At 49.4% G+C, this 23,156-nt stretch carries 22 protein-coding genes, 12 tRNA genes and 1 riboswitch; of the genes, 4 read left to right on the forward strand and 30 right to left on the reverse strand.

The window, feature by feature from the left end:
* The coding region (locus tag I8U17_RS18475) for a hypothetical protein (RefSeq protein ID WP_232331163.1) at window positions 1-208 on the forward strand (208 nt) is incomplete at its 5' end.
* A gap of 33 nt (window positions 209-241) precedes the next feature.
* On the opposite strand, the gene I8U17_RS16390 is transcribed toward I8U17_RS18475, so the two are convergent.
* From I8U17_RS16390 to guaA, 3 genes are all read right to left on the reverse strand, one after another.
* Window positions 242-1,357, reverse strand: coding sequence for a peptidase MA family metallohydrolase (locus I8U17_RS16390; protein ID WP_198059849.1), 1,116 nt, complete (start codon window positions 1,355-1,357; stop codon window positions 242-244).
* A 139-nt stretch (window positions 1,358-1,496) separates the two neighbouring features.
* Window positions 1,497-2,801, reverse strand: a complete 1,305-nt coding sequence (locus I8U17_RS16395; RefSeq protein ID WP_198056459.1) for an NCS2 family permease — start codon at window positions 2,799-2,801, stop codon at window positions 1,497-1,499.
* Window positions 2,802-2,828: 27 nt separating this feature from the next.
* The gene (guaA, locus tag I8U17_RS16400; protein WP_198056457.1) at window positions 2,829-4,367 is read right to left on the reverse strand and encodes a glutamine-hydrolyzing GMP synthase; all 1,539 of its coding nucleotides are present in this window, start codon (window positions 4,365-4,367) and stop codon (window positions 2,829-2,831) included.
* Window positions 4,368-4,486: 119 nt separating this feature from the next.
* Window positions 4,487-4,588, reverse strand: a riboswitch (purine riboswitch).
* Between the two features lie 284 nt (window positions 4,589-4,872).
* On the opposite strand from guaA, the gene namA reads away from it, so the two are divergent.
* Window positions 4,873-5,892: an NADPH dehydrogenase NamA gene (gene namA, locus I8U17_RS16405; RefSeq protein ID WP_033102159.1), complete on the forward strand. Its 1,020-nt coding sequence runs from the start codon at window positions 4,873-4,875 to the stop codon at window positions 5,890-5,892.
* Between the two features lie 114 nt (window positions 5,893-6,006).
* Here namA and I8U17_RS16410 read toward each other — a convergent pair whose 3' ends face one another.
* The 8 genes from I8U17_RS16410 to I8U17_RS16445 form a co-directional block, all read right to left on the reverse strand.
* Window positions 6,007-6,957 (reverse strand): phosphotransferase enzyme family protein, encoded by a 951-nt coding sequence (locus tag I8U17_RS16410; RefSeq protein ID WP_033102160.1) that lies wholly within the window; start codon window positions 6,955-6,957, stop codon window positions 6,007-6,009.
* 135 nt (window positions 6,958-7,092) lie between these two features.
* Window positions 7,093-8,154, reverse strand: coding sequence for a murein hydrolase activator EnvC family protein (locus I8U17_RS16415; RefSeq protein ID WP_198059850.1), 1,062 nt, complete (start codon window positions 8,152-8,154; stop codon window positions 7,093-7,095).
* Window positions 8,155-8,397: 243 nt separating this feature from the next.
* Entirely contained in the window at window positions 8,398-10,038 is a 1,641-nt protein-coding gene (gene groL, locus I8U17_RS16420; protein ID WP_033102162.1) for a chaperonin GroEL, read from the reverse strand.
* Window positions 10,039-10,174: 136 nt separating this feature from the next.
* Window positions 10,175-10,459, reverse strand: coding sequence for a co-chaperone GroES (groES, locus tag I8U17_RS16425; RefSeq protein ID WP_198056456.1), 285 nt, complete (start codon window positions 10,457-10,459; stop codon window positions 10,175-10,177).
* Window positions 10,460-10,633: 174 nt separating this feature from the next.
* Entirely contained in the window at window positions 10,634-11,044 is a 411-nt protein-coding gene (locus I8U17_RS16430) for a hypothetical protein (RefSeq protein WP_033102164.1), read from the reverse strand.
* A 107-nt stretch (window positions 11,045-11,151) separates the two neighbouring features.
* A complete protein-coding gene (tatC, locus tag I8U17_RS16435; RefSeq protein WP_033102165.1) occupies window positions 11,152-11,907 on the reverse strand; it encodes a twin-arginine translocase subunit TatC in 756 nt (251 codons plus the stop codon).
* Window positions 11,908-11,911: 4 nt separating this feature from the next.
* Complete coding sequence (locus I8U17_RS16440) at window positions 11,912-12,610, reverse strand: redox-sensing transcriptional repressor Rex (protein ID WP_052154411.1); 699 nt, start codon at window positions 12,608-12,610, stop codon at window positions 11,912-11,914.
* A 229-nt stretch (window positions 12,611-12,839) separates the two neighbouring features.
* Window positions 12,840-13,406: a 5-formyltetrahydrofolate cyclo-ligase gene (locus tag I8U17_RS16445; RefSeq protein WP_033102166.1), complete on the reverse strand. Its 567-nt coding sequence runs from the start codon at window positions 13,404-13,406 to the stop codon at window positions 12,840-12,842.
* A gap of 386 nt (window positions 13,407-13,792) precedes the next feature.
* Here I8U17_RS16445 and I8U17_RS16450 point away from each other — a divergent pair, with 386 nt between their 5' ends.
* Window positions 13,793-15,706, forward strand: coding sequence for an ABC-F family ATP-binding cassette domain-containing protein (locus I8U17_RS16450; protein WP_198059851.1), 1,914 nt, complete (start codon window positions 13,793-13,795; stop codon window positions 15,704-15,706).
* 84 nt (window positions 15,707-15,790) lie between these two features.
* On the opposite strand, the gene tsaD is transcribed toward I8U17_RS16450, so the two are convergent.
* The 19 genes from tsaD to I8U17_RS16545 all read right to left on the reverse strand — a co-directional run bounded on the left by tsaD (window position 15,791) and on the right by I8U17_RS16545 (window position 21,840).
* Window positions 15,791-16,804, reverse strand: coding sequence for a tRNA (adenosine(37)-N6)-threonylcarbamoyltransferase complex transferase subunit TsaD (gene tsaD, locus I8U17_RS16455; protein ID WP_033102177.1), 1,014 nt, complete (start codon window positions 16,802-16,804; stop codon window positions 15,791-15,793).
* Window positions 16,773-17,270: a ribosomal protein S18-alanine N-acetyltransferase gene (gene rimI / locus I8U17_RS16460; RefSeq protein WP_033102168.1), complete on the reverse strand. Its 498-nt coding sequence runs from the start codon at window positions 17,268-17,270 to the stop codon at window positions 16,773-16,775. The genes tsaD and rimI overlap by 32 nt, the downstream gene beginning before the upstream one ends.
* A complete protein-coding gene (tsaB, locus tag I8U17_RS16465; RefSeq protein ID WP_198056453.1) occupies window positions 17,263-17,991 on the reverse strand; it encodes a tRNA (adenosine(37)-N6)-threonylcarbamoyltransferase complex dimerization subunit type 1 TsaB in 729 nt (242 codons plus the stop codon). Before tsaB ends, rimI begins: the two co-directional genes overlap by 8 nt.
* On the reverse strand, window positions 17,988-18,446 hold the full coding sequence (gene tsaE / locus I8U17_RS16470) for a tRNA (adenosine(37)-N6)-threonylcarbamoyltransferase complex ATPase subunit type 1 TsaE (RefSeq protein WP_033102170.1): 459 nt from the start codon (window positions 18,444-18,446) through the stop codon (window positions 17,988-17,990). Before tsaE ends, tsaB begins: the two co-directional genes overlap by 4 nt.
* A gap of 137 nt (window positions 18,447-18,583) precedes the next feature.
* A tRNA-Gly gene (locus I8U17_RS16475) sits at window positions 18,584-18,657 on the reverse strand.
* Window positions 18,658-18,682: 25 nt separating this feature from the next.
* Window positions 18,683-18,759 (reverse strand) — tRNA-Pro (locus I8U17_RS16480).
* Window positions 18,760-18,765: 6 nt separating this feature from the next.
* Window positions 18,766-18,852 (reverse strand) — tRNA-Leu (locus tag I8U17_RS16485).
* 14 nt (window positions 18,853-18,866) lie between these two features.
* A tRNA-Leu gene (locus I8U17_RS16490) sits at window positions 18,867-18,950 on the reverse strand.
* A gap of 278 nt (window positions 18,951-19,228) precedes the next feature.
* The gene (locus I8U17_RS16495) at window positions 19,229-19,393 is read right to left on the reverse strand and encodes a hypothetical protein (protein WP_198059852.1); all 165 of its coding nucleotides are present in this window, start codon (window positions 19,391-19,393) and stop codon (window positions 19,229-19,231) included.
* A gap of 369 nt (window positions 19,394-19,762) precedes the next feature.
* Window positions 19,763-19,838 (reverse strand) — tRNA-Lys (locus I8U17_RS16500).
* 9 nt (window positions 19,839-19,847) lie between these two features.
* Window positions 19,848-19,922: transfer RNA gene (locus I8U17_RS16505), tRNA-Gln, on the reverse strand.
* Window positions 19,923-19,927: 5 nt separating this feature from the next.
* A tRNA-His gene (locus tag I8U17_RS16510) sits at window positions 19,928-20,003 on the reverse strand.
* Window positions 20,004-20,010: 7 nt separating this feature from the next.
* Window positions 20,011-20,087 (reverse strand) — tRNA-Asp (locus I8U17_RS16515).
* A 19-nt stretch (window positions 20,088-20,106) separates the two neighbouring features.
* A tRNA-Val gene (locus I8U17_RS16520) sits at window positions 20,107-20,182 on the reverse strand.
* A gap of 5 nt (window positions 20,183-20,187) precedes the next feature.
* A tRNA-Glu gene (locus I8U17_RS16525) sits at window positions 20,188-20,264 on the reverse strand.
* Between the two features lie 15 nt (window positions 20,265-20,279).
* A tRNA-Ser gene (locus I8U17_RS16530) sits at window positions 20,280-20,372 on the reverse strand.
* Between the two features lie 5 nt (window positions 20,373-20,377).
* Window positions 20,378-20,452 (reverse strand) — tRNA-Asn (locus I8U17_RS16535).
* A gap of 224 nt (window positions 20,453-20,676) precedes the next feature.
* Window positions 20,677-21,378, reverse strand: coding sequence for a Bax inhibitor-1/YccA family protein (locus I8U17_RS16540; protein ID WP_370589278.1), 702 nt, complete (start codon window positions 21,376-21,378; stop codon window positions 20,677-20,679).
* A gap of 135 nt (window positions 21,379-21,513) precedes the next feature.
* A complete protein-coding gene (locus I8U17_RS16545; RefSeq protein ID WP_033102174.1) occupies window positions 21,514-21,840 on the reverse strand; it encodes a hypothetical protein in 327 nt (108 codons plus the stop codon).
* 153 nt (window positions 21,841-21,993) lie between these two features.
* On the opposite strand from I8U17_RS16545, the gene I8U17_RS16550 reads away from it, so the two are divergent.
* Window positions 21,994-23,031, forward strand: coding sequence for a ThiF family adenylyltransferase (locus tag I8U17_RS16550; protein WP_033102175.1), 1,038 nt, complete (start codon window positions 21,994-21,996; stop codon window positions 23,029-23,031).
* Window positions 23,032-23,156: the final 125 nt, after the last annotated feature.

Raw genomic sequence — 23,156 nt, forward strand, 5'->3', positions numbered from 1 at the left:
AGCCAGGATCAAACTCTCCGATAAAGATCTAGCTCAAAAAGAATCAACAGGTCATGCTTCACTCTTTAGTTTTCAAGGAACACATCGAAATTCTTTTTCTCAACCGCGTTTCGCGGCGACAATTTATATATTATCAAACCGAAAAGCAAGTGTCAAGAACTTTTTTTCGAGAACATCGATATCGCAAAAGCGACAGAAAATAATATAACAAGCACTATACGGTTATGTCAACTGTTTTTTTTCACCTCTGCCCCAGAACTTGATTGAGTGCATCATGGGTCAACCGGTTTAATCTCTCTACTTTTTGATCACTGTCGACATCAAGATAAGGAGATGCTTTCAAAATCTCAAACACTTTTTTCAACTTCTCCTCACCATACGTCTCCACCAGATTTTTAAATTGAAGATATGCGCTCAAATAATAGCGTCCCGCCTCATCCGACGGCAAACGCTCCAGCCTTTTCTGCTCCAATTCGGCGATGGACAAGGGCTGAAACTGCCGTGGTACCGAATGAATCCAATGGAAGTCCGGCAACAGATGCGCCTCATAAAACATCGCCGCCCCTTCCTGAAGCCAATACGCAGCATTATCATTGGTCAATTCGCTGATCAACTGGTGCGTCAGTTCATGGATCATGCCGGAAGCAAACCATGCCGGGTCCACATTTTCGGCGATAAACTTAATTGACTGATTCGCTTCATGCCATCCCGCCGCCCACCCGGGCAATGAGGGTTTCACTGATTCGCGGAATAGCTCGGGATCCTGGTACAGCTTTACCTCAACCCGGCCCGGAGTCCATCCGTATTTACGATTAAAAGCGGCCACACCCTTGCTCAATGAGGAAAAGGCCAATCGCGCGAGCTTTTGCAAGGAGGCATCCGTATAATAAACGGAAATCATCCCGTTTCCCAAGCGGGCAAAAACCAAGTCGGAATCCTTCCATCCATTGCGCGTCCGCTCGAACAAAACAGGAAAAGAGACGCGGTGAAACTCTTCTCTTAACCGGTAAGTTTGCTCCAAATGCACTTTAACCCGATTTTCACTCAATTCGGTAAAACAGACGGGATGAATATGGAACGAACCCGGTTTCATCACTTTTACCGCATCCTGAAACCAACGTTTCTGCTCCTGGATGTACATCGGCTTTCCGCTGTTCAGCAGGGGAACATACAATTTCCATTTATGCTCGTTAACCGCTTTTTCCTTCTGCTTAAGCAAACGAAGGATTTCCTTCTCCTTATTCTGATCGGCCAGATGGCAACCGGCACTCTGCTCCGCCCTGCCGCTGTTCGGGACAAGCAACAACAGACAGGAGATCAGGCATGATAGAAGAACCCGGATGACCGGCACAGGCATTGAATTTCCTCCTTTACACCGGAATACTCCCTTAGTTTGAATCGATTGCCAAAGGTTATACACCAATTCGGCGCCGTCGGTGATAAACAAAAAATGGGGCTGTCCGGCATATTCCGAACAAACCCCAAATCATCCGATTTCATATCGCGCCCAGATAGATAAAACGGAACACAAAAATCACCCCGAGTATATACACCAAAGGATGAACCCGTTTGCCTTCCCCCGCAGCCAATTTCAGAAGCGGATAAATGATGAACCCGGCGGCAATTCCGGTGGCAATGCTGAAGGACAGAGGCATCAGAATCATGGTGATAAAAGCGGGGACTGCATCAGAGAAGGAATCCCATTCAATTTTTCGCAAATTCCCCGCCATCAGCACCCCGACGATGATCAAAGCCGGAGAGGTGATCGCCGGCACGGAAGCAAGTGTCTCCACGATCGGAAAGAAAAAAATGGAGACTGCAAAGCACAGCGCTGTCGTAACCGATGTCATGCCGGTTCGTCCTCCAGAAGCGACTCCGGCGGTCGATTCGATATACGAAGTGACTGTGGAGGTGCCAAAGACGGCTCCCACCATCGTGGCAATCGAATCGGTCAGCAAAGCACGCCCCGCCCGCGGAAGTTTATTCTCTTTCAGCAGACCGGCCTGACTAGCCACACCGACCAATGTTCCGGCATTATCAAACAAATCCACAAACAGAAATGAGAAGACGATCGTAAAAATTCCCAGATCGAAGGCACCTTTTAAATCCAGATGCATAAAGGTCGGTGCCACGCTCGGCGGCATGGAGAAAACATGGGACGGGATCTTCACTTGCCCGGTGAACATGCCAACGACCGCCGTCACGATCATGCCGATAAAAATCGCCCCTTTCACCCGGCGAACCATCAGGATGACCGTAATCAGCAGCCCGAACAGTGTCAGCAAAATTTCCGGTTTTTGAATCGCCGGATTCAGGGAAACAAAAGTAGCCGAAGAAGGAATAATGATGGCAGCATTTTTAAACCCGATAAAGGCGATAAAAAGCCCGATTCCTGACGAAACGGCATATTTCAATGTTACCGGCATCGAATTGATAATCATTTCGCGAATCTTGGTAACGGTCAGCAAAAAGAAAACGACCCCGGAAATAAAAACTGCACCGAGAGCCTGTTGCCACGGAATCTTCATTCCCAGAACAACCGTAAACGCAAAGTAAGATAATAACCCTACCCCCGGTGCCAACGCAATTGGATAGTTGGCGACAACCCCCATCAAAAACGTGCCGACGATGGCCGAGAGAGCAGTCCCCATAAAGACCGCTCCCAGGTTCATGCCCGCTTTGCCCAAAAGTGACGGAGCCAGCAACAAGATGTACGCCATCGTGAAAAATGTGGTGACGCCCGCTAAAATCTCCGTTTTCAAGTTGGTTTTGTGCTCGTCAAAACGGAAATATTTGGCAATGGTTGTCATATTGTCTCCCCTTTTCGATCATTCCCATTCGATGGTTGATGGCGGTTTGGAAGTGATATCGTAAACCACGCGGTTCACATCATCCACCTCGTTAATGATGCGGTTGGAAATCCGCTCCAACAGGTCAAAGGGAAGCCGGGCCCAATCCGCTGTCATCCCGTCAATGGAAGTTACCGCGCGAATCCCCACCGTATAGGCATAGGTCCGTACATCTCCCATCACACCCACGCTGCGAAAATCGGGAAGTGCGGTGAAATACTGCCAAATCTCCCGATCCAATCCCGCTTTTTTAATCTCTTCGCGCAGAATCGCATCCGAATCGCGAACGATACGCAATTTTTCTTCTGTCACTTCACCAATCACGCGAATGCCGAGCCCCGGTCCCGGGAAAGGCTGGCGCCAGACAATTTCTTCCGGCAGGCCAAGATCAAGCCCCACTTGGCGCACTTCGTCCTTAAACAGCGTATTGAGCGGCTCGATCAATTCCATTTTCATATCTTCCGGCAATCCGCCCACGTTATGGTGCGATTTGATCGTATGGGCCGTCTCTGTGCCCGATTCGATAATATCCGTATATAATGTTCCTTGCCCCAGGAAGCGGTGGTCTCCGAATTTGGCCGACTCTTCCTCAAAGACCCGGATAAACTCATTCCCGATGATTTTCCGTTTCTGTTCAGGATCGGTAACGCCTTTGAGCTTGCTCAAGAAGCGGTCTTTTGCATCCACTTTCACCAGATTCATCTTGAAATTTTTCCCGAATGTCTCAACGACGCTTTCTGCTTCTCCTTTGCGGAGCAAGCCGTGATCGACGAACATGCAGGTGAGCTGATCCCCGATCGCCTTATGAATTAATGCGGCCACCACGGAAGAATCGACACCGCCGCTCAAAGCGCACAATACTTTTTGGTCACCCACCTGTTCGCGGATTTCGCGCACTTTGTCTTCAATAAACGTTTTCATGCTCCAATCACCGGAACAGTGGCAAACGTCATAAAGAAAATGGCGAATCATGTCCAATCCGTGCAAAGAATGGCTCACTTCGGGATGAAATTGCACGGCATAGATGTTTGCTTCCGGGTTGCTCATTGAGGCAACGGAGGCAGAGTCGGTTTTGGCATCCACCCGGAATCCTTCCGGCGGCGCAGTAACCACGTCGCTATGGCTCATCCAAACCGTTTCCTTTTTGTCAAGGCCTTTGAAAAGCGGGCTGTCGGACACCACTTCGATTTCCGCTTTTCCGTACTCCCGCCTGTGCGCGCGCTCTACCTTTGCTCCAAAGTGGTAAGCGATCATCTGCATTCCGTAACAAATCCCCAAAATCGGGACGCCGAGTTCAAAGATTTCCGGATCGCACTTTGGCGCATTTTCAGCGTATACGCTGTTGGGACCACCTGAAAAAACAATCCCTTTCAGATTCATTTCTTTCAGTTTTGCCGCTGAAACCGTATAGGGGAGCAGTTCGCTGAAAACGCCGAGATCACGGATTCGGCGCGCGATCAACTGGTTATACTGGCCGCCGAAATCCAAAACGACAACGCGTTCCAATGTTTTTTCCATCAACCATCCCTCTTTTCACCAATACTAAAAAACCGGGGTCCCATACCGCAAAACGGCGATACAAGACTCCGGCCATAAAAAACGATTCTTCATTTGCAAACGAGATGAAGAAGCATGAGTTCCGAAGACTTATCACCCGTAGTCCGGCTATTTACGGCAGCCGGGTAGAAACGTTCAGGCCGTATCCCCAAACATATACGGTTTTCAGGCAGAAAAAAATCAACCTTATGATAACAAGCCGTCATAAACGCGGTCAAGCAAAGGATAGCGCCAATCAACTATTTCCATTTTTTCGAGATTTGCCTTTGACAACGGTTCTGTCTATACGATTCTCCCGAAGCAGCGAGTTCATACGTGATTGATTGCCTTTCCCGCCCGGGGATGACATTTTTTTCTGCTATGTTATAATTATCCTTAGCCACTTACTTAAAATTAGTTATAAAATAATTTACAGGCTCATCGCACACTCTAATTTTATTAATCCAAAGAAATGGAGGAGCAACAGATGTCGTTAATTTTTAACCCGTTTACGCAAAAAAATGTTACGTTGAATAACCGGATCGTTCTTTCTCCAATGTGCATGTATTCAGCCGATGACGATGGCAAAGTAACTGATTGGCATATTGTCCATTACGGTACGAGAGCCGCGGGAAAAGTCGGACTGCTCATACTGGAAGCCACCGCAGTGGAAAGCCGGGGACGAATCAGCGCCAAAGACCTGGGCTTGTGGAATGATGAGCAAATGGCAGGGTTAAAGCAGATCGTTTCCTTCGCCCATTCGCAAGGAGTAAAAGCAGGAATCCAATTGGCTCACGCCGGGCGAAAAGCGGAAGTGGACGAAAGAATTATCGCTCCGAGTGCCATTCCGTTCAGTGAAGGAGGTCCCGTACCTGCGGAAATGGGACCCAAAGAGATCTCCGAAGTGATTCAGGCTTTTGCCGACAGCGCCAGACGGGCAAAAGAAATCGGCTTCGATGTCGTCGAGATCCACGCTGCACACGGATACTTGCTTCATGAATTCCTCTCTCCCCTCAGCAACAAGCGGACGGATGAATACGGCGGCGATTTGGAAGGGCGCTCCCGCCTGTTGAAAGAAGTGATCAAAGCCGTTCAGGCTGAATGGGGACAGGAACGTCCGCTTTACGTTCGCATCTCTGCCGTCGATTATCATCCCGACGGATTGCAAATTGAGGACAGCATCGCTTTGGCCCGTTTGCTCAAGGAATGGGGAGTCGACCTGATTGACGTTTCATCCGGAGGCCTTATTCCCAACCCGCCTTCCCGCATTTTCCCGGGTTATCAGGTTGCCTTTGCTGAAGCGATCAAAAAACAGGTTGGCATTGCCACTGGTGCCGTTGGTCTGATTACGACGACGGAACAGGCGGAAGAAATCCTCGGCAACGAGCGGGCCGACCTCGTTTTCCTGGCCAGAGAGCTCCTGCGCGATCCTTACTGGGTTCTCCATGCCGCACAGAAACTCGGAATTAATGATCTCGCACCGAACCAATACAGCAGAGCCTTTTAATCTATAATAAACACGCCCCCATGGAGCAACATTCCCACGGGGGCGTTTCATTATTGACCGACCGATCATCCATCAATCCATTTGCCGCCAACGGATTGGCGCATGAGAGTCTGTTTAAAAGCGAACCTTTTGCCTGGAAAGTTGTTCTTCGAGATAGGCGAATTTTTTCTTCACCCGTTCATCCAGCGGATCGCCGTTCAGGGTGGTCATCAAATACAAATAATAAAACAGCCTCCTGTACCCAACAAAAAATTCGACTTGCTCCTCCCATCCCTCATCCAGTTCATTTTCCAAAAAGTAACCTTCCATAAACGGGCCGAGGAACCGGGCTTTCCATTCATCCTGCCAGCTTTCCGGAACTGCGGATAAAACATGGTATACGGCAATGGCAATATCGTATGTATAAAAGTGGAATTTCATCCGATGGAAATGAACGGGAATAATCTCTTTAGCCGAACCGATCAAAAAATTTCCATGGTGAAAATCATTGTGAATGATTCCATAGGAACGATTCGTTCTGGAAAAGGAAGCGATTCTTTGCATTGAGGAAATAAAGCGGTCGACCAGCCGACCTTCGATAAAGGAAAAATCACGATGGTAAATTTCCCCTTCATTCCAATCATCAAATGAAGGAACTTCAAACCGTTCCAAAAAACGCCTGGAGAGAGAATGAATCTTTCCCATCGTTTCTCCCCATCTCCGAAACAAAGCCGGATTCCATTCTGCCGAATCAGCCGGACTCACCTTTCTGCCCGCAGGTTTTTCAAAGGAATAGATGCAACAGGGAAAGGGAAGGCGTACAATTGTCTCCACCGTCTGCCCACGAGCGGATAATATTTGTTTGGGAACGGGAACCCCTCCCCTGCGCAAGAAAGAAATCCATTGCAGTTCAGAATGCAATTGGGCTTTATCCTTGGCAGCAATTGGAACGAGCTGCAAAAAACAGGACTCGCCATCCCGTTCATATTCATAGATGCCTTGATCGTCGCCGCCGGCATACTTCAAGGTGCTTTCCGTTCCTTTAAACCTTCTGCACGCTTCTTCCACAATCTCTTTTTTCCACATAACATTAACCCACCTATCTGATTCCATTCCTTGCAAAATGAAGAATGTTCAAGATTTTTAATTTGATCTTTTTCCCCATCATAACATTAGCAGCCTTTGCTTTCTAACAAAAAGCTGCTGAATTCATCAGCAGCATCATTCCAAATAAGATTTTGGGTTTACCGTATGTCCGTTTTTCCAAACCTCAAAATGCAGATGGTTACCGGTCGCGCCGACAGAGTCCCCGTTGTTGCCCACAGCGGCAATCCGTTCCCCGCGGGTTACATGTTCACCGGCATGAACGGTAACCGTGCTCAAGAACATGTGAGCGTATCGGGTCATCAGCCCGTTTGGATGTTGAATATCGATAAACACTCCGTAACCTTCAGGGTCAGAGGTGCTCACCCGCAATACCACGCCATCATCGGCGGCATAAATCGGGGTTCCCGCCGGACGCGGGAAGTCGTCTCCCTTGTGGAAGTGATTTCCGCGATTCTGCATATAATTCCAATAAACAAAACCGCGGGTAGTCGGCCAGCCCAACACTCCGTTACCGGAATCAGAGTAACCGGCATATTTTTTCAGTACCTCATTTTCTTGCTGTTCATATTGCTGCAATTCGGCTTTATGCTTATCCAGTTCAGCTTCATATTGCTTAACCGCTTCATTTGCCTTCTTCATTTCCGCATTCAGGCTCTTTTGCTTCTCTTGCAGCTCCGCCTGTTGCTTTTGCAAATTTTGCTGTGCGGTCAGATATTCATTAAATACCTGATAATCGCTCTCCACGATCAGGCGCAGCACTTCGTATCGTTTGAGAAAATCACTGAAAGAACCGGCAGCGAGCAACTGGGCCATGTATCCATTGTCCCCTTGCAGATAAATCCGATTCAATTTGTCTCCCAAAGCCTGCCTCGATTGCTCCAACACTTTCTTGTTGGATTCGATGCTTTTGTTCAACTTGGCAATCTGATCGTTCAAAGCGCCTGCTTTGGCCTCAATCTCATTAATGGCCTTCTTCTTGTCTTCGATCATCTTTTCGACTTTGTCAATTTCCGCTTTAGACGCAGTTTGTTTTGATTTGATATCTTTCAACTTTTGTTTGCCCTCGTCAGCGTTGGAGGACGCGTTTGCAGTCGGAATCGTCTTGTCCACAGGCCCGAAAGACAGCCCAAACGCCAAACAAACAGCGAGAACGGACATGACCAGTTTGCTCTTCATCAGCCTTCTCCTCTTTCCCATTGTATGTAACGGTAACCCTGATCTCTTTATTCCCTCATCATTTTATCAACAATAGAAGAATTGTCTCAGTTTTTGCCCGAAAAATTACCTTTTTGTCTACATTTTATATTTCCAAAGACCCCATCCATCACCATATCGGAAGATAAAAGCGAAAATCAACCTCTGCGTAAAAATAAAAACTCCCGCAGGAAAATTCCCGCAGGAGTTGAACAGATCGGGCGATTACATCATGCCGCCCATGCCGCCCATACCCATGTCCGGAGCACCGGATGCGTTTTTGTTTTCTTCCGGTTTGTCGGCAACAACCGCTTCCGTGGTCAGGAACATAGCGGCAACAGAAGCAGCGTTTTGCAAAGCGGAACGGGTTACTTTTGCCGGATCCACAACACCAGCTTGGATCATGTTTACCCATTCGCCAGTGAGGGCGTTGAATCCGATGCCTACGTCTTCTTTTTTCAAGCGTTCAACGATGATCGAACCTTCGAGACCTGCGTTGTGGGCAATTTGACGTACCGGTTCTTCAAGTGCACGTTTGATAATGCTTACGCCGGTTTTTTCATCACCCACAGGCAAGGAAGCCTCGAGTTCAGCTACAGAGCGGATCACGTTCACAAGCGCGGTACCGCCTCCGGCTACAATTCCTTCTTCAACTGCAGCACGGGTTGCGTTGAGTGCGTCCTCGATCCGCAATTTTTTCTCTTTCAGCTCGGTTTCGGTAGCAGCGCCCACTTTGATCACAGCTACGCCGCCAGCCAACTTAGCCAAGCGCTCTTGCAATTTTTCTTTGTCGAATTCGGAAGTGGTTTCTTCCAATTGTTGACGGATTTGAGCCACGCGCGCTTTGATTTCGCTTTGGTCACCATAACCGTCGACGATGATCGTATCTTCTTTGTTCACGCGCACTTGACGGGCACGGCCGAGCTGTTCAAGTCCGGTCGTTTTGAGGTCGAGACCCAATTCTTCGGTGATTCTTTGACCACCGGTAAGAATGGCGATATCATCGAGCATCGCTTTGCGGCGATCACCGAATCCAGGAGCTTTTACGGCAACAGCGGTGAAGGTACCGCGCAATTTGTTCACAACCAGGGTGGCAAGCGCTTCCCCTTCCACGTCTTCAGCGATGATCAAGAGCTGTTTGCCTTGTTGCACCACTTTTTCAAGGATCGGGAGGATTTCTTGGATGTTGCTGATTTTTTTGTCGGTGATCAAGATGTACGGTTCATCGAGAACAGCTTCCATTTTGTCCGTATCGGTAATCATGTACGGGGAGATGTAACCGCGGTCGAATTGCATCCCTTCAACCACTTCGAGTTCAGTGTTGAAGCCTTTGGATTCTTCAACGGTGATAACCCCGTCTTTACCCACTTTTTCCATTGCTTCGGCAATCAATTGGCCGGTTTCTTCGTCGTTGGCGGAAATAGCGGCTACTTGGGCGATCGAATCTTTGCCTTCGATCGGTTTTGCAATTTCCTTGATCTCATTTACCGCAGCATTTACTGCTTTTTCGATCCCTTTGCGCAATACCATGGGATTAGCGCCGGCAGCCACGTTTTTGAGACCTTCACGGATAATCGCTTGAGCGAGAACCGTAGCGGTGGTGGTACCATCCCCGGCTACATCGTTGGTTTTGGTGGCAACTTCTTTTACGAGTTGTGCACCCATGTTTTCAAAAGCATCTTCCAATTCAATTTCTTTTGCAATGGTTACACCGTCATTGGTGATGAGCGGAGAACCGAACTTTCTTTCTAAAACGACGTTGCGTCCTTTCGGACCAAGGGTTACTTTCACAGCATTTGCAAGCGCGTCAACCCCACGCAGCATCGCACGGCGTGCATCTTCGCTGAATTTGATATCTTTAGCCATTTTCTTCCGTCCCCTTTCTTATGTAGGGTAATAATTTACACTCTCGTGTTTTAATGCAGGCGTATTGCTCAATCCGCCGCATTCTTGGCCCAACGAAGGCCTTTCTATGAAATCATCTCAGGCGGGATGGGATTGTTTACTCCACGATCGCGAGGATATCGCTTTCACGAAGGATGAGATATTCTTTTTCGCCGTACTTCACTTCGGTACCGGCATACTTGGAGAAGATCACCAGATCTCCTTCTTTTACTTCAAGAGGAATGCGGCTGCCTTTTTCGTCAATACGTCCGGTGCCGACAGCCACGATCCGTCCTTCTTGCGGTTTTTCTTTTGCGGTTTCCGGAAGGACGATACCGCTGGCCGTTTTTTCCTCTTTCTCAACGGGCTCCAATACAACACGGTCACCTAATGGTTTGATCATGGTAATAACCCTCCTTCATGAGGTGGATAATTTTGTCGATTGTTAGCACTCGCGACGGATGAGTGCTAACACAATTATTATGATATTCATCTATCCGGCATTTTTCAAGTATGCGGAAAAAAATTAATCAAAAAAAGAAAGGAGATGAATCGAGGAAAGTGCCAAACTCACTGTTCACCTGGTCCGGTCAAAATCACCTTCATTTCCGGTTCGGGCTGTCCTTTTCTCATCTCTTTCATTCGTCCCGTCCATGGAAAATGAATGGTTCTCCGATTTCTTCCGCAAAAACTGAATCACTTTTTCAGCAGAGATCCCGCCAAGATCCACTGATTCCTGCTCCCCGTGCTGTCCTCGGTCAACAGGGCCGGACCCGCCGAGTTCAATCGACCAACCGGTATGGAATATCCCTTTGCCGGTGGACATGTTTTGCCTTACACCTTCCGTCCATTTCAAGAGACTGACGGCTCCATTCACCAATACCTTGCAAACAGCGGAACGGACAGACGGAGACAGCAATAGGGCGGCAAAGCCGACAAGCAGCAACCAGCCGTACGATGAACGATTGGAATGCGAATTCCTCCACATCATATAATCTCCTCCAAATGGGTGTAGTCAAGAAAAGTGTGCCCCATCCGGATCTAATTATGTAGAAAAACAGCAGCCATCGACCGGGAATGATGGCTGCCTTAATGTTAATAGACTCCGTCCATCTCCACCTCTTCTTCCTCTTCCTTCTCCATCCTGCGGTACAGCCAGGCGGACAGGCCGACGCTGATCTCGTACAACAGGATGAGCGGGATGAAGATGAGAATGTTCGACACCAGATTGGGCGGAGCAATCAACGCGGAGAACACGACCAGGATAAAGTAAGCCACTCGTCTCATCTTGTTCAGAAACGCCGGAGTGATCAGGCGGATGCGCGTCAAGAACAGGACAATCACGGGCAACTCAAAAAAGAGGGCCAAAGGCAAAACGATGCTGAACAAAAAGTTAAACGCATCGTCCACCCCATACAGCATGGGAACCCCCATTTTTTCACTCAAGGAAAATAAAAAATCCATCACATTTGGAAAAACAACAAAATAACCGAATAACGCGCCGGCAACAAACAAGCCGACGACAACGGGAATGTAAAGCAACGCCGCCCGCTGCTCCTCTTTCTTCAATCCGGGGCGAACAAACTGCCACAGATGGTACATGATCACCGGTGAAGTGAAGACCAACGCCAGGATCATCGAGATCTCCATATAAATCAGAATCGGATCGGCCGGTTTAAAAACGGTCAAATGATATCCATGAAAAGCGTGATCCTTGATATAGCGGAAAATATCGATGGAATAATAAAAACTGATGACCAACATCACCAGGAAGAACAGCAATATCCAGATAATCCTCCGCCTCAGTTCCTCCAGATGTTCCGTCAACGGCTGCACTTGTTCCTCATTCATGTGCTTACTCCCCTAATTCTCCCGGCTCGATTTGTTTTACTTTCGCCATTTCCACCTGATTCTGTGTCTGCTCTCCGGGAAAATGCTTCAGAAAATAGATGAGTGTTTGCAACTCAATCGTCAGATCAATATTGTGAATGCGAATATGGGGCGGTGCGATCAGACGGGCCGGAGTAAAGTTCAGGATACCGCGAATGCCCGCCTGCACCAGGAAGTCCGTTGTCGCTTGTGCCACATTGACGGGCACGGTTAAGATCGCAACTTCCACATGGTGCAGTTCGATCACCTCTTGGAGGCGGTCCATCGAATAAACGGGAATTCCGTCCACATCGCTGCCGATTTTGGACAAATCCTGGTCAAATCCGGCCACGATCTTTGTATTGTGGCTGCGATAAAAATTGTACCGGAGCAAAGCGGTTCCCAGGTTGCCAACGCCGACGAGAACCACGTTGGTCACTTCGTCTTGCTTCAAAAAATCACGCAAGAACTGTAACAAGTAGGTCACGTTGTAACCATAACCCTTCTTTCCCAGCTCACCCAAATAGGAAAAATCACGGCGAATGGTGGCCGGATCGATCTGCAACGCATCGCTTAAATCTGCCGATGAAACGCGTTGCTTCCCGATGGCATGCAATTTTTCCAGGTAGCGGTAATAAAGGGGCAAACGCTTGGCTGTCACTTGTGGTATTTTATTTTCAGGCATCTGCGCGCTTGCACCTCCATTTTCGTGAATTTGCGCACATAAAATTTATCATTCAGTCGGGCTTTGCCACCCGCTCGCAAGTCGACAATTATTTGAGTATAAAAGCCCATTGCTTTCGCGTCGGCTGAAACGTGATTGCCAAATCAAATCCCCTGTTGCAAAGGTGAAGATCAAAATCAATATACCACAATTTGATACACTTTCGATAATCAATTGAAGCGGCTTTCTCTCAAAAAGCCAACGTTTCCCCCGGAGTAAACAAATAATGGACAGGCTGGTCATGCGGCAGCGGGTAAACGGTTGCAACCACCTGTTCCGAATAAGCAACTCCCAGGCGAACCGCATGGCCGGCCCGGGCAAAAAAGCGGTCATAATATCCCCCGCCGTACCCCAACCGGTAACCCCTGCGATCGAATCCGACACCGGGCACCACCGCCAACCGGATGCGTTCAGGCTCAACCGCCTTCGCTTCATCTTCAAGCGGTTCCAAAATGCCGTACGCTCCTGGTTGCAATTCCTCAAAGCTGTCGACGCGGAACAGTTTCATCTCCCTCGTTTCGGGAAGCGCCCGGGGTAAGACGACCGTTTTTCCGAAAGACCAAGCCTTCTCAATGGCGGGACGCACATCCACTTCCCGGCGAATCGGCATATAGAATAAAACAGTATCCGATGTTAGAAAAGTATCCCATTCCACTATTTTCCGACAGATGGAAGCCGAACCGCTCCGCCGCCTCTCATCGGATAACTCTTGACGGACCTTCAGCAAATGACGTCGCAACTCTTCTTTATTCTGCATGTGTTTCATCCTTTTAGATCGAGCAGAGTGATTATTTATCATTTTACCAAAAAAACATGGTGCAGTAGAAGATCACGCGAAATTGCTCTCCCTCCACATTTGCCCTTGGCATGAAAACTCATTTAAACTTACGGTAGAGAACAGGCTGCCGGTACAGGATCCCTGGAGGCAGGTCCGGAGTTCCCCGGATCTTGCCGTTTTTTGCAGAAAACATTCATATCTTGTCAAACACAACCAGTAATAAAATTTTAGCAAAACCATGAGTGGAACGGCATCCTCCTGACTGACCATTTGGATCACCCGGAGTGCAAGAGTCCCCAAACGACCCTGAATGCAATCAAATTTTCACGGATACACATATTTTTCTTCAAAAACGAGGTGGAACCATGATATTGCAAGCAACGAATATTCATAAAACCTATGGGGGAACGGTCATCCTGGATGGTGTTGATATACAGGTGAACAATCAGGAACGGGTCGGGTTAATCGGCCCCAACGGCGCGGGCAAATCGACGCTGCTAAAAATCATCATCGGAGAAATCCCTGCGGACCAAGGGGAAATCCAGATTGCCAGAAAAGCGCAAATCGGTTTTTTGGCTCAGGACAGCGGGTTGGATTCCTCTTTGACCATCTGGGAAGAGCTTCTCGCTGTTTTTTCCGGTCTGCGCGAACTGGAAAACCAATTGCGCCAACTGGAACGGGAAATGGGCAAAGAAGAAGTTTATACAAATGAAAAGCAATACCAAAAAATACTTGAAAAATATGCTTCCCTGCAGGAGAAATTTGAAGAAAGCGGCGGTTATGCATTTGAAGCGCGCATCCGCGGCACTTTGCACGGATTGGGACTCGGAGAGTTAGACTGGAAAAATACGCTTGTCTCCTCTCTGAGCGGCGGGCAGAAAACGCGAGTGGCCTTGGCCAAAATGCTCCTGACAGAGCCTGATCTGCTGATCCTGGACGAACCGACCAACTATCTCGACATGAACGCCGTCGCCTGGCTGGAGCAAACACTCCTTAATTACAGCGGCTCCGTTTTGGTCGTCTCCCACGACCGTTATTTTCTCGATCGCTTGGTCACGGTCATCTATGAACTGGATCATGCGCGGGTGACGCGCTATCCCGGCAATTACACCGCGTATGTCAAACAAAAAGAAGAAAATCTCGCACGAGAATTGAAAATGTATGAGAAACAGCAGGCAGAGATCAAACGAATGGAGGAATTCATCCAGCGCAATATCGCCCGTAAATCAACGACGAAAAGAGCGCAAAGCCGGCGCAGGCAACTGGAAAAAATCGAACGGATCGACAAGCCCCATACCGGAAAACGGGAGGCGGCCATCCGCTTTGAAGCAGCGGTCACCAGCGGACGTGAGGTACTGAAGGCCACAAACCTCTCAATCGGTTACCAAGAACCGCTTCTCACCGGCTTACAGTTTACCATTGAACGCGGCGAGCACATCGCCTTGCTCGGCCCCAACGGAGTGGGAAAATCGACTCTCCTCAAAACGATTGCCAACAAGCTTCCCGCCCTGTCCGGCGAGCTAAAATGGGGCGTTCAGGTGGAGATCGACTATTACGATCAGGAGCAAAAAGACCTTGATCCGCAGAAACAAGTGATCGATGAAATATGGGATGAACATCCGCATCTGGATCAGACGAGCATCCGCTCTTATCTCGGTCAGTTTTTGTTCAGCGGCGAAGATGTGTTTAAACAGGTTCAGGATTTAAGCGGCGGAGAAAAGGCCCGGCTCTCCCTGTGCAAGCGCATGCTGAACCAAGCCAATTTCCTGTTGATGGATGAGCCGACCAACCATCTGGATCTGGTGAGCAAAGAACGCCTGGAACAAGCACTTGAAGGCTATTTGGGCACACTGTTGTTCGTCTCGCACGACCGCTATTTTATCAAGCGGCTGGCTACGAGGATCTGGGAAATCACCCCGGAAGGGATCAAAGATTACCATGGCGATTACGAATGGTATCTGGAGAAAAAAGCAATGGAGAAGCTGGAAAAAGAACAGGAAGAGAAAAAAGATGAGACCTCCCCGCACAAACAGGCCGAAGCCTATCGCCGCAAGGAAAAAGAGGAACAACGCGAGCGCAAAAAACGGGAACTGAAAGTGAAGGATCTGGAAGAAGAGATTGCGCAGATCGAAGCGGAAATCGCCCATATTCACGAACAGCTGTGTCAGCCCGAACTTTTCAATGACCCGCTCAAAAGCGCTTCACTGCAAAAAGAACTGGCGGCAAAAGAAGAGCGGTTAACGCAAAAAACAGAAGAATGGCTTGAGCTGGCGGAATGAACACCGGCTTATCCACAGGTTGGCCCGCCATTTATGCACAAATAAAGCCGATGCCCCGAATTGGAACATCGGCTTTATTTGTGCCTAGCCGATGAGCGGAAGATTCGCATCGGCATTCAAGGTCAAATCCGCATAATGGCCGTCGAGAAACTGATACGTGCCCGCGGCGGCAATCATCGCTGCGTTATCGGTACACAGCTCCAGCGGCGGAATGCGCAAATCAATCTTTTCCTCTTTGCACCGCTTGGAAAGCCGCACTCTCAACCCGCTGTTGGCTGACACACCCCCGGCCAGCAACAACTGGTTCACCCCCGTTTTTTTGACGGCGAGCATCGCTTTCTCCACCAGCACATCCAGCACCGCATCCTGAAAACTGGCCGCCAGGTCTGCGTAATGAATCTCTTCTTTGCGCTGATTCGCATTATGGACGAGATTCAGCACCGCCGATTTTAACCCGCTAAAACTGAAATCGAGCGAATCCGATTCCAGCCAGGCGCGCGGCAGCGGATAACTGGGTTTTCCCTCCAGGGCCAGCCGGTCAATCTGCGGCCCTCCGGGATAAGGGAGTTTCATCAGTCGCGCCACTTTGTCAAATGCTTCCCCGGCGGCATCATCCCTGGTTTTCCCCAGACGCTCAAATTGGTTATGCCCTTTCATGTAGATCAATTCCGTATGCCCTCCGGATACGACAAGGGCAACGAGCGGAAAGGAAAGGGGCTTGATCAGATGATTCGCGTAAATGTGCCCGGCGATATGGTGCACCGGAACCAGCGGTTTGCCGAGGGAAAAAGCGAGCGCTTTGGCGGCAGAAACACCGATCAGCAAGGCCCCGACCAAACCCGGTCCTTGTGTGACGGCAACGGCATCCAGCTCATTTCTCCCCACTCCCGCTTCTTCCAGCGCCTTTTGCACGATAATCGTAATGCGCTCCACATGGCGCCGCGAAGCCACTTCAGGAACCACGCCGCCAAATTTGCGGTGCACGTCCATCTGCGAAGAAATCACATTGGACAGGAGTTCCGTCCCCCCGCGCACGACCGCGGCCGAGGTTTCATCACAGCTTGTTTCAATTCCCAGTATGAGCGTTTCTCTCTGCATGTTCATTTAATGTCACCCACATAATAATGGCGTCTTCTTTATTATCCGTATAGTATTCTTTTCTCAATCCCGCCCGGGTAAACCCCAATTTGTCGTAAAGCGATTGTGCGACCGTGTTGGAAACGCGTACCTCCAACGTCATTTTATCGGCCCCCAACTTCCGGGCGAGATCCATCACATACAAAAGCGTCGCTTCCCCCAAACCCGTTCCCCGATAGTCAGGATGGATGGCGATATTCGTGATGTGCGCTTCATCCAAAATAAGCCAAAACCCGCAGTACCCCGCGACAATTCCGTCAACGGTAACCACCGTGTAATGGGCAAACTGGTTAAAAACCAATTCATTGTAAAAAGCCTGCCGCGGCCAGGGAGCGGAAAAGGAATGATTCTCAATAACCTCGATACGCGAAAGATCGCTTAACTCCATCGGGCGAAAACCGACTTCACCAGGTGCGCTTTTAACCATTCTCCCCCTCTTCCTTCCCGTGCTTTTTGAGCCAGTTGGCTTCGGCTTCAGTCAGCTGCAAATAGTTGGGAGCGAAGTCGGCATGTTCCGGAGGCTCATGATTGCTCCATTTCTGATAGGCCGCCCATGCCAAATGACTTGGTCGCGGGAGGTTTTCCGGCCCGATCCCGAAGCTGGCCCGTTCCCCCAAGTATTCCTCAATCGTCTGGCGAAAACGCTCCACATCATCACCCAAAAACAAAACCGGCTTTTCCAGTGCCTTTATTTGCTCCAGCCAACTTTCGACCGGTACGACTTGCTGAGGAAGCACTTCAGTCATTTCCCCGTCCTTCGCGGCAAACACACCAGAATAGACGCGACGCCGCCGGGCATCAAACAGCGGAACAACCAATCCGTCGAAGCGAATGCCGTTCATGGCAAGAACCGTCAGGCTGGATTCGCTGTACAAAGGCAGTTCGCGCGCCCAAGCCATTGTTTTGGCCGTTGTCACGCCGATGCGGATGCCCGTATAAGAACCGGGACCGGAAGTAACCGCCAACGCATGGAGATCGTCAAGGCTCAGATCCAATTCAGTCAAGAGCTGCTCAATGGTGGGCATCAATCGCACCGAATGGTTTTTATGCAGGTTGGTAATAACTTCCCCCAATACCCGCTTCGTTTCCAAATCAAAGACGGCCACCCCCATCACGAGAGTAGAGGTATCCATCGCAAGCAGTTTCATGCCTGACACAACTCCTTACATAATGAGTTCCAACGAGGATGACCGGAGGCCATTTCAATCCGGCGATCACCGTCGGCCTGAACCGTGATCGACAGCCACAGCGTTTCCTCGGGAAGAAGCGGCTTCACCTGCGAAGCCCACTCCACTAAGCAAATTCCATCTCCATAAAAATATTCCTCCAACCCCAATTCTTCTTCCGGCTCTTCAATTCGATATACATCCATGTGATAAAATGGAAGCTTGCCTTCATATTCCTTGATAATGGTAAAGGTAGGGCTGTCAACCGGTTCTTGAATCCCAAGCCCTCCGGCCAGCCCTTTGGCAAAGGTCGTTTTGCCGGCACCCAGGTCTCCTTCCAAGGCCAACACATCCCCCGGCTTCAAGAAGGAAGCGAGCTTGGCCGCAAGCTCTTTTGTCTCCTTCTCTCCGCGGGTCACGATGATACAGCGCTCCATGTGATCACCCGTTCTTTCTTGATAATCAAAGCGAATTCTTCCAAACTTACTACCATCATTGACTTTGGCTAACCGATTTCATGCGTGCACAAAAAAATAAAGGACCGCAGCTACCGCCACAGTCCATCCGTTTTATTTGGAGCGGGTGAAGGGAATCGAACCCTCGCATTCGGCTTGGAAGGCCGATGTTCTACCACTGAACTACACCCGCAAATATGGGGATTAATTTTTAAAAATGGTCGGGGTGACAGGATTTGAACCTGCGACCTCCTCGTCCCGAACGAGGCGCTCTGCCAAGCTGAGCCACACCCCGGTCTCATGGTGCGGTCGGCGAGACTCGAACTCGCACGGCCATACGGCCACTACCCCCTCAAGATAGCGTGTCTGCCAATTCCACCACGACCGCTCAAACGATGCTCCTGGTGCGGGTGGAGGGACTTGAACCCCCACGCCAGAGGCGCTAGAACCTAAATCTAGTGCGTCTGCCAATTCCGCCACACCCGCTTACGATCAGTAAGGGTTGGTGTCTTTCCCTTTCGTTTCAGGGTATCTCGCATCGACAAGTAATAATTTATCATGCAGTAAAAAGAAAGTCAACCACCAATTTTAATGTTTTAACTTTCAAAAATCATACCCGTCCAATCGCATGAGAGCATATTACATTCCACCACTTCCCATGCATAAAAACAGGGATTCCCGGGCACGGGCCAAGCTCAAACGGCGGGCCACACGGCGATCCATTCTTGTTTCGCAACCGGATCAGAGCTGGGCGGGACCACGATTCATCCGTGATGGATTTTGCCATGTTCCGGACTTGCAAGTCTTCGGCTCCACCGGATCGTCGCGAACCGTCCCCCGATTTCACGCGATTTCGCAAACTTCACCGATCCCGATTCGGGAAGTTTGATTTGGTTGCGCACTGCTTTGATTGTCGGTTTTCCGTTCATTCCACTCTGCTGGATTTGTTGATGAGAGCCGCTTGCTCTTCGGTGGACCCGGATGATATTTGAATGCCTTGTGATGAATTCAGCTCTTGGAATGTAACGTTCCAACTTTATAAAACAGGGAGAGTCGGACATGACATTGCGATCACTATGAACAGTTCAAAACTTCATCACCCATTGCCAATTTTAAAACCAATATTTCCATGTACAAAAAAAGAGAGCAAACGACGGTCAGGGTTGAGAGAAAGAGAAAAAACTTCTCCTCCCTCACCTGACGCCCGCTCTCATCCCCATAGTTGAAGCCAGGCGGGGTCTTCCCGCTCGCAAAGATATAAAAAAAGCGCCACCCGGCAAAGGTGACGCGATTTCATATGGTGAGCCATGAAGGACTCGAACCTTCGACACCCTGATTAAAAGTCAGGTGCTCTACCAACTGAGCTAATGGCTCAAATAAAAATGGCTGGGGAAGTAGGATTCGAACCTACGCATCACGGAGTCAAAGTCCGTTGCCTTACCGCTTGGCTATTCCCCAGCGAATGGGGCGATCGGTGGGAATCGAACCCACGAATGCCGGAGCCACAATCCGGTGCGTTAACCACTTCGCCACGACCGCCGCAAAATGGCGGAGCTGACGGGATTCGAACCCGCGATCTCCTGCGTGACAGGCAGGCATGTTAGGCCTCTACACCACAGCTCCGCATATGAAATTTTCCTCATGGTGGACGCTGACGGGATCGAACCGCCGACCCTCTGCTTGTAAGGCAGATGCTCTCCCAGCTGAGCTAAGCGTCCGCAAATGGTGACCCGTAGGGGATTCGAACCCCTGCATGCCAGCGTGAAAGGCTGGTGTGTTAAACCGCTTCACCAACGGGCCACAAGGCACAAAAAGTGGCGGAGAGAGAGGGATTCGAACCCTCGCGGGGCCAGATAGCCCCCTAACGGTTTAGCAAACCGTCCTCTTCGGCCTCTTGAGTATCTCTCCGCGTCTGGCTCCTCAGGCAGGACTCGAACCTGCAACCTACCGGTTAACAGCCGGGTGCTCTACCATTGAGCTACTGAGGAATATAATTTAAGAGACGAATGTTATTATAACTCAGTGCCGCATTGTTTGCAAGTCTTTTTTATGACTTTCTTTTCATTGTCGCTTTCGTTCCGGCGACAATTAATACATTACCATGCCGAAGGAAAATAGTCAACCCTTTTTTCACAGGAAAATAAATTTAATTTTTCATCCGTACAAATCCCTGAAGGAAGCAAGCCAAAACCGACTTGCTTCCCGATTTTCGTTAGTCTCTGCTGAAAATACGCAACAGGTTTTTAAAGATAATGATAAAGTCGAGATATAACATCAACGCTCCGAAGATCGCCAGCTTGGTTCCTGTCTCTTCATCATATACCTGCTGGCTCATCGCCTTGATTTTTTGAATATCATAAGCGGTGACCCCGCAGAAGAGCACAACCAAGGCGTAAGAGATGATCAGGTCGAGCATCGAACTCTTGACAAAGAATATATTAACGACCGAAGCCAGAACCAATCCCAGGATAAGCATCAGGGCAATTGATCCAAACCGGGTCATATCGATTTTCGTCACATAGCCGAATGCCGCAAACAGACCAAACATCCCGGCGGAGATAAAGAAAGCGGCGGCGACTGTTTGGACGTTGAAATAGGCTAAAATGAGCGAAAGTGTCACGCCGTTGAGCGCGGCATACAGAAAAAATGAAAAAGTGGCAGCAAACGGCGACATTCTTCCCAACAAAGAGGAAAGGGCCATCACAATAATAAACTCGGCGATGACAATTCCCCAAAACACCCCTGAATGCGTGGCCAAATAATAAGGAACATTGGGATTACCGGAAAGTACGAGGGCAATAATCGCTGTCATCATCAAGCCCGCAAACATCCATCCAAACACACGGGGCATCAGGCGCTGCGCGGAGTAAGCGAGCGAAGTGTGATTCGTCCCCGGATATTGCGATTGATTCACGAAAGAATCCCTCCAAAAATATTCATTTATTTTTAAAAACAGTATATTCCTTATTGCACCTCTTAATCAAGCAATGCTGGCACCTTTCATTCATCTTTCATATTCTGCTCCATAACCCCCGTTTTTTTCCTGCTTCTAATGAATCATCCCGGACTCATCCATTCTCCGTTTGGTCTCTTCCGTACCGAGCTGGTAAATCATGCGGTAGATTTTTCGCAGTGTTCCATCTTCTTTGACATTCTCTTGGCTCTCATTGTCCAGAAACGGGATATGCGCTTTGACAAAGGTCGTAAAATCTTCTTCTTCCGCTTCCCGGAACAATCGCTCCAACCGCTCGATCTCCTCCTCCGTCGCCTTGATTTCAAAATCATAATTGGCGTCATTTACTTCAAGATGATCCCGAATCTCTCCCGAGCGCTGGCCGATCTCCACGGTCACATAGTAAGTTTTTTTGTCATCCATCAGGGACACCTCCAATCTCACTTTTTCCTATTCTTCGCAAAAACATACCCCCATTTCGTTTTGACCAATGCCTCTTTCAATGCGAAAATGAAGAAGACCATCTTCCGGAAATGAGGAGGAACCAACGGGTCAAAAGACAGAGGAGGCAGAGCAATGACAACCGACATCGGGCAAACCCGTTATTCGAGGCAAATTCTCTTTGCCCCCATCGGAGAGGAAGGACAGGCAAAATTGCTTCGCTCCCGTGTGGCCATCGTTGGCATGGGAGCATTGGGAACGGCTTTGGCCAACCATATGGTCCGCTCCGGCATAGGGTACGTGCGCCTGATCGACCGCGACTTTGTGGAAGCGAGCAATTTGCAGCGGCAAATGCTTTATGATGAACAGGATGCAAAAGAACACATGCCAAAGGCGATCGCAGCCAGCCGCAAGCTGAAAGCGGTAAACGGCGCGGTTGAAATCGAGCCGCACATCGCGGATCTCAACTGGCAAAATGCGGAACAACTCCTTACCGGGGTCGATTTGATTCTCGACGGCTCGGACAACTTTCAGGTTCGGTACCTGATCAACGATGTCAGCATCAAGCATGGCATCCCGTGGATTTATGGCGGGGCTGTCAGTTCCCGCGGCATGACCTATACGATCATCCCCGGAGAAACCCCCTGCTTGCGCTGCCTTTTTCCAGATGCGCCTGCCCCGGGATCGGCCGAGACTTGCGACACCGCCGGCGTGATCGGCCCGATTATCCATGTTGTGGCCGCTTATCAGGCGGCGGAAGCGCTAAAATGGCTGGTCGGCGCCAAAGACCGGCTTGATCCCCGCCTGCGCCACTTTGAACTGTGGCATAACCATCATCACGCAATGGATGTTGGGGAGAAAATCGCTGCCGACTGCCCCGCCTGCCAAAAGAAGATCTTTTCTTATCTCGACCCGCAGGAAAAACGGGGAACCGAAGTGTCCATGTGCGGCCGGGAAACCGTGCAGATCACCCTGCCGTCTTCTTCCTTTTCCCTTGATCTCATCGCGGAACGTCTGAAACAGGCGGGAACAGTCACCCGCAATCCCTTTATGCTGCGGGCCGATTTGGGAGAATACCGCTTTGCCGTATTTCCGGACGGGCGAATTTTGGTTCAGGGAACGACCGAAATTCCGTTGGCCAAATCACTGGTGGCCAAATATATCGGCCTGTAAAAAAAGCGAATGGATTGGTCTCCATTCGCTGAGATTGATGACAAACCCCCCCCTTTTCTTCGGAAAAGGAATGGGGTTTTGTATATTTCTAGGATATATACAGATAAAGTAAACCTGATGTGACC

Origin of the sequence: Thermoactinomyces sp. CICC 10521 (assembly GCF_016055135.1) — a bacterium.
Classification (GTDB): domain Bacteria; phylum Bacillota; class Bacilli; order Thermoactinomycetales; family Thermoactinomycetaceae; genus Thermoactinomyces_A; species Thermoactinomyces_A daqus.

Coding starts and splice junctions, on each gene's coding strand:
- tsaD (WP_033102177.1), bottom strand. CDS start 16,804: ATGCAGAGAGAAACGCTCATACTGGGAATTGAAACAAGCTGTGATGAA.
- I8U17_RS16550 (WP_033102175.1), top strand. CDS start 21,994: ATGACAACCGACATCGGGCAAACCCGTTATTCGAGGCAAATTCTCTTT.
- guaA (WP_198056457.1), bottom strand. CDS start 4,367: ATGGAAAAAACATTGGAACGCGTTGTCGTTTTGGATTTCGGCGGCCAG.
- tatC (WP_033102165.1), bottom strand. CDS start 11,907: ATGAATGAGGAACAAGTGCAGCCGTTGACGGAACATCTGGAGGAACTG.
- I8U17_RS16495 (WP_198059852.1), bottom strand. CDS start 19,393: ATGAACGGAAAACCGACAATCAAAGCAGTGCGCAACCAAATCAAACTT.
- I8U17_RS16445 (WP_033102166.1), bottom strand. CDS start 13,406: ATGCAGAATAAAGAAGAGTTGCGACGTCATTTGCTGAAGGTCCGTCAA.
- tsaB (WP_198056453.1), bottom strand. CDS start 17,991: ATGAAACTGCTTGCGATGGATACCTCTACTCTCGTGATGGGGGTGGCC.
- I8U17_RS16430 (WP_033102164.1), bottom strand. CDS start 11,044: ATGTGGAGGAATTCGCATTCCAATCGTTCATCGTACGGCTGGTTGCTG.
- I8U17_RS16450 (WP_198059851.1), top strand. CDS start 13,793: ATGATATTGCAAGCAACGAATATTCATAAAACCTATGGGGGAACGGTC.
- rimI (WP_033102168.1), bottom strand. CDS start 17,270: ATGGTTAAAAGCGCACCTGGTGAAGTCGGTTTTCGCCCGATGGAGTTA.
- I8U17_RS16390 (WP_198059849.1), bottom strand. CDS start 1,357: ATGCCTGTGCCGGTCATCCGGGTTCTTCTATCATGCCTGATCTCCTGT.
- tsaE (WP_033102170.1), bottom strand. CDS start 18,446: ATGGAGCGCTGTATCATCGTGACCCGCGGAGAGAAGGAGACAAAAGAG.
- I8U17_RS16545 (WP_033102174.1), bottom strand. CDS start 21,840: ATGGATGACAAAAAAACTTACTATGTGACCGTGGAGATCGGCCAGCGC.
- groES (WP_198056456.1), bottom strand. CDS start 10,459: ATGATCAAACCATTAGGTGACCGTGTTGTATTGGAGCCCGTTGAGAAA.
- groL (WP_033102162.1), bottom strand. CDS start 10,038: ATGGCTAAAGATATCAAATTCAGCGAAGATGCACGCCGTGCGATGCTG.
- I8U17_RS16410 (WP_033102160.1), bottom strand. CDS start 6,957: ATGTGGAAAAAAGAGATTGTGGAAGAAGCGTGCAGAAGGTTTAAAGGA.
- I8U17_RS16440 (WP_052154411.1), bottom strand. CDS start 12,610: ATGCCTGAAAATAAAATACCACAAGTGACAGCCAAGCGTTTGCCCCTT.
- I8U17_RS16415 (WP_198059850.1), bottom strand. CDS start 8,154: ATGAAGAGCAAACTGGTCATGTCCGTTCTCGCTGTTTGTTTGGCGTTT.
- namA (WP_033102159.1), top strand. CDS start 4,873: ATGTCGTTAATTTTTAACCCGTTTACGCAAAAAAATGTTACGTTGAAT.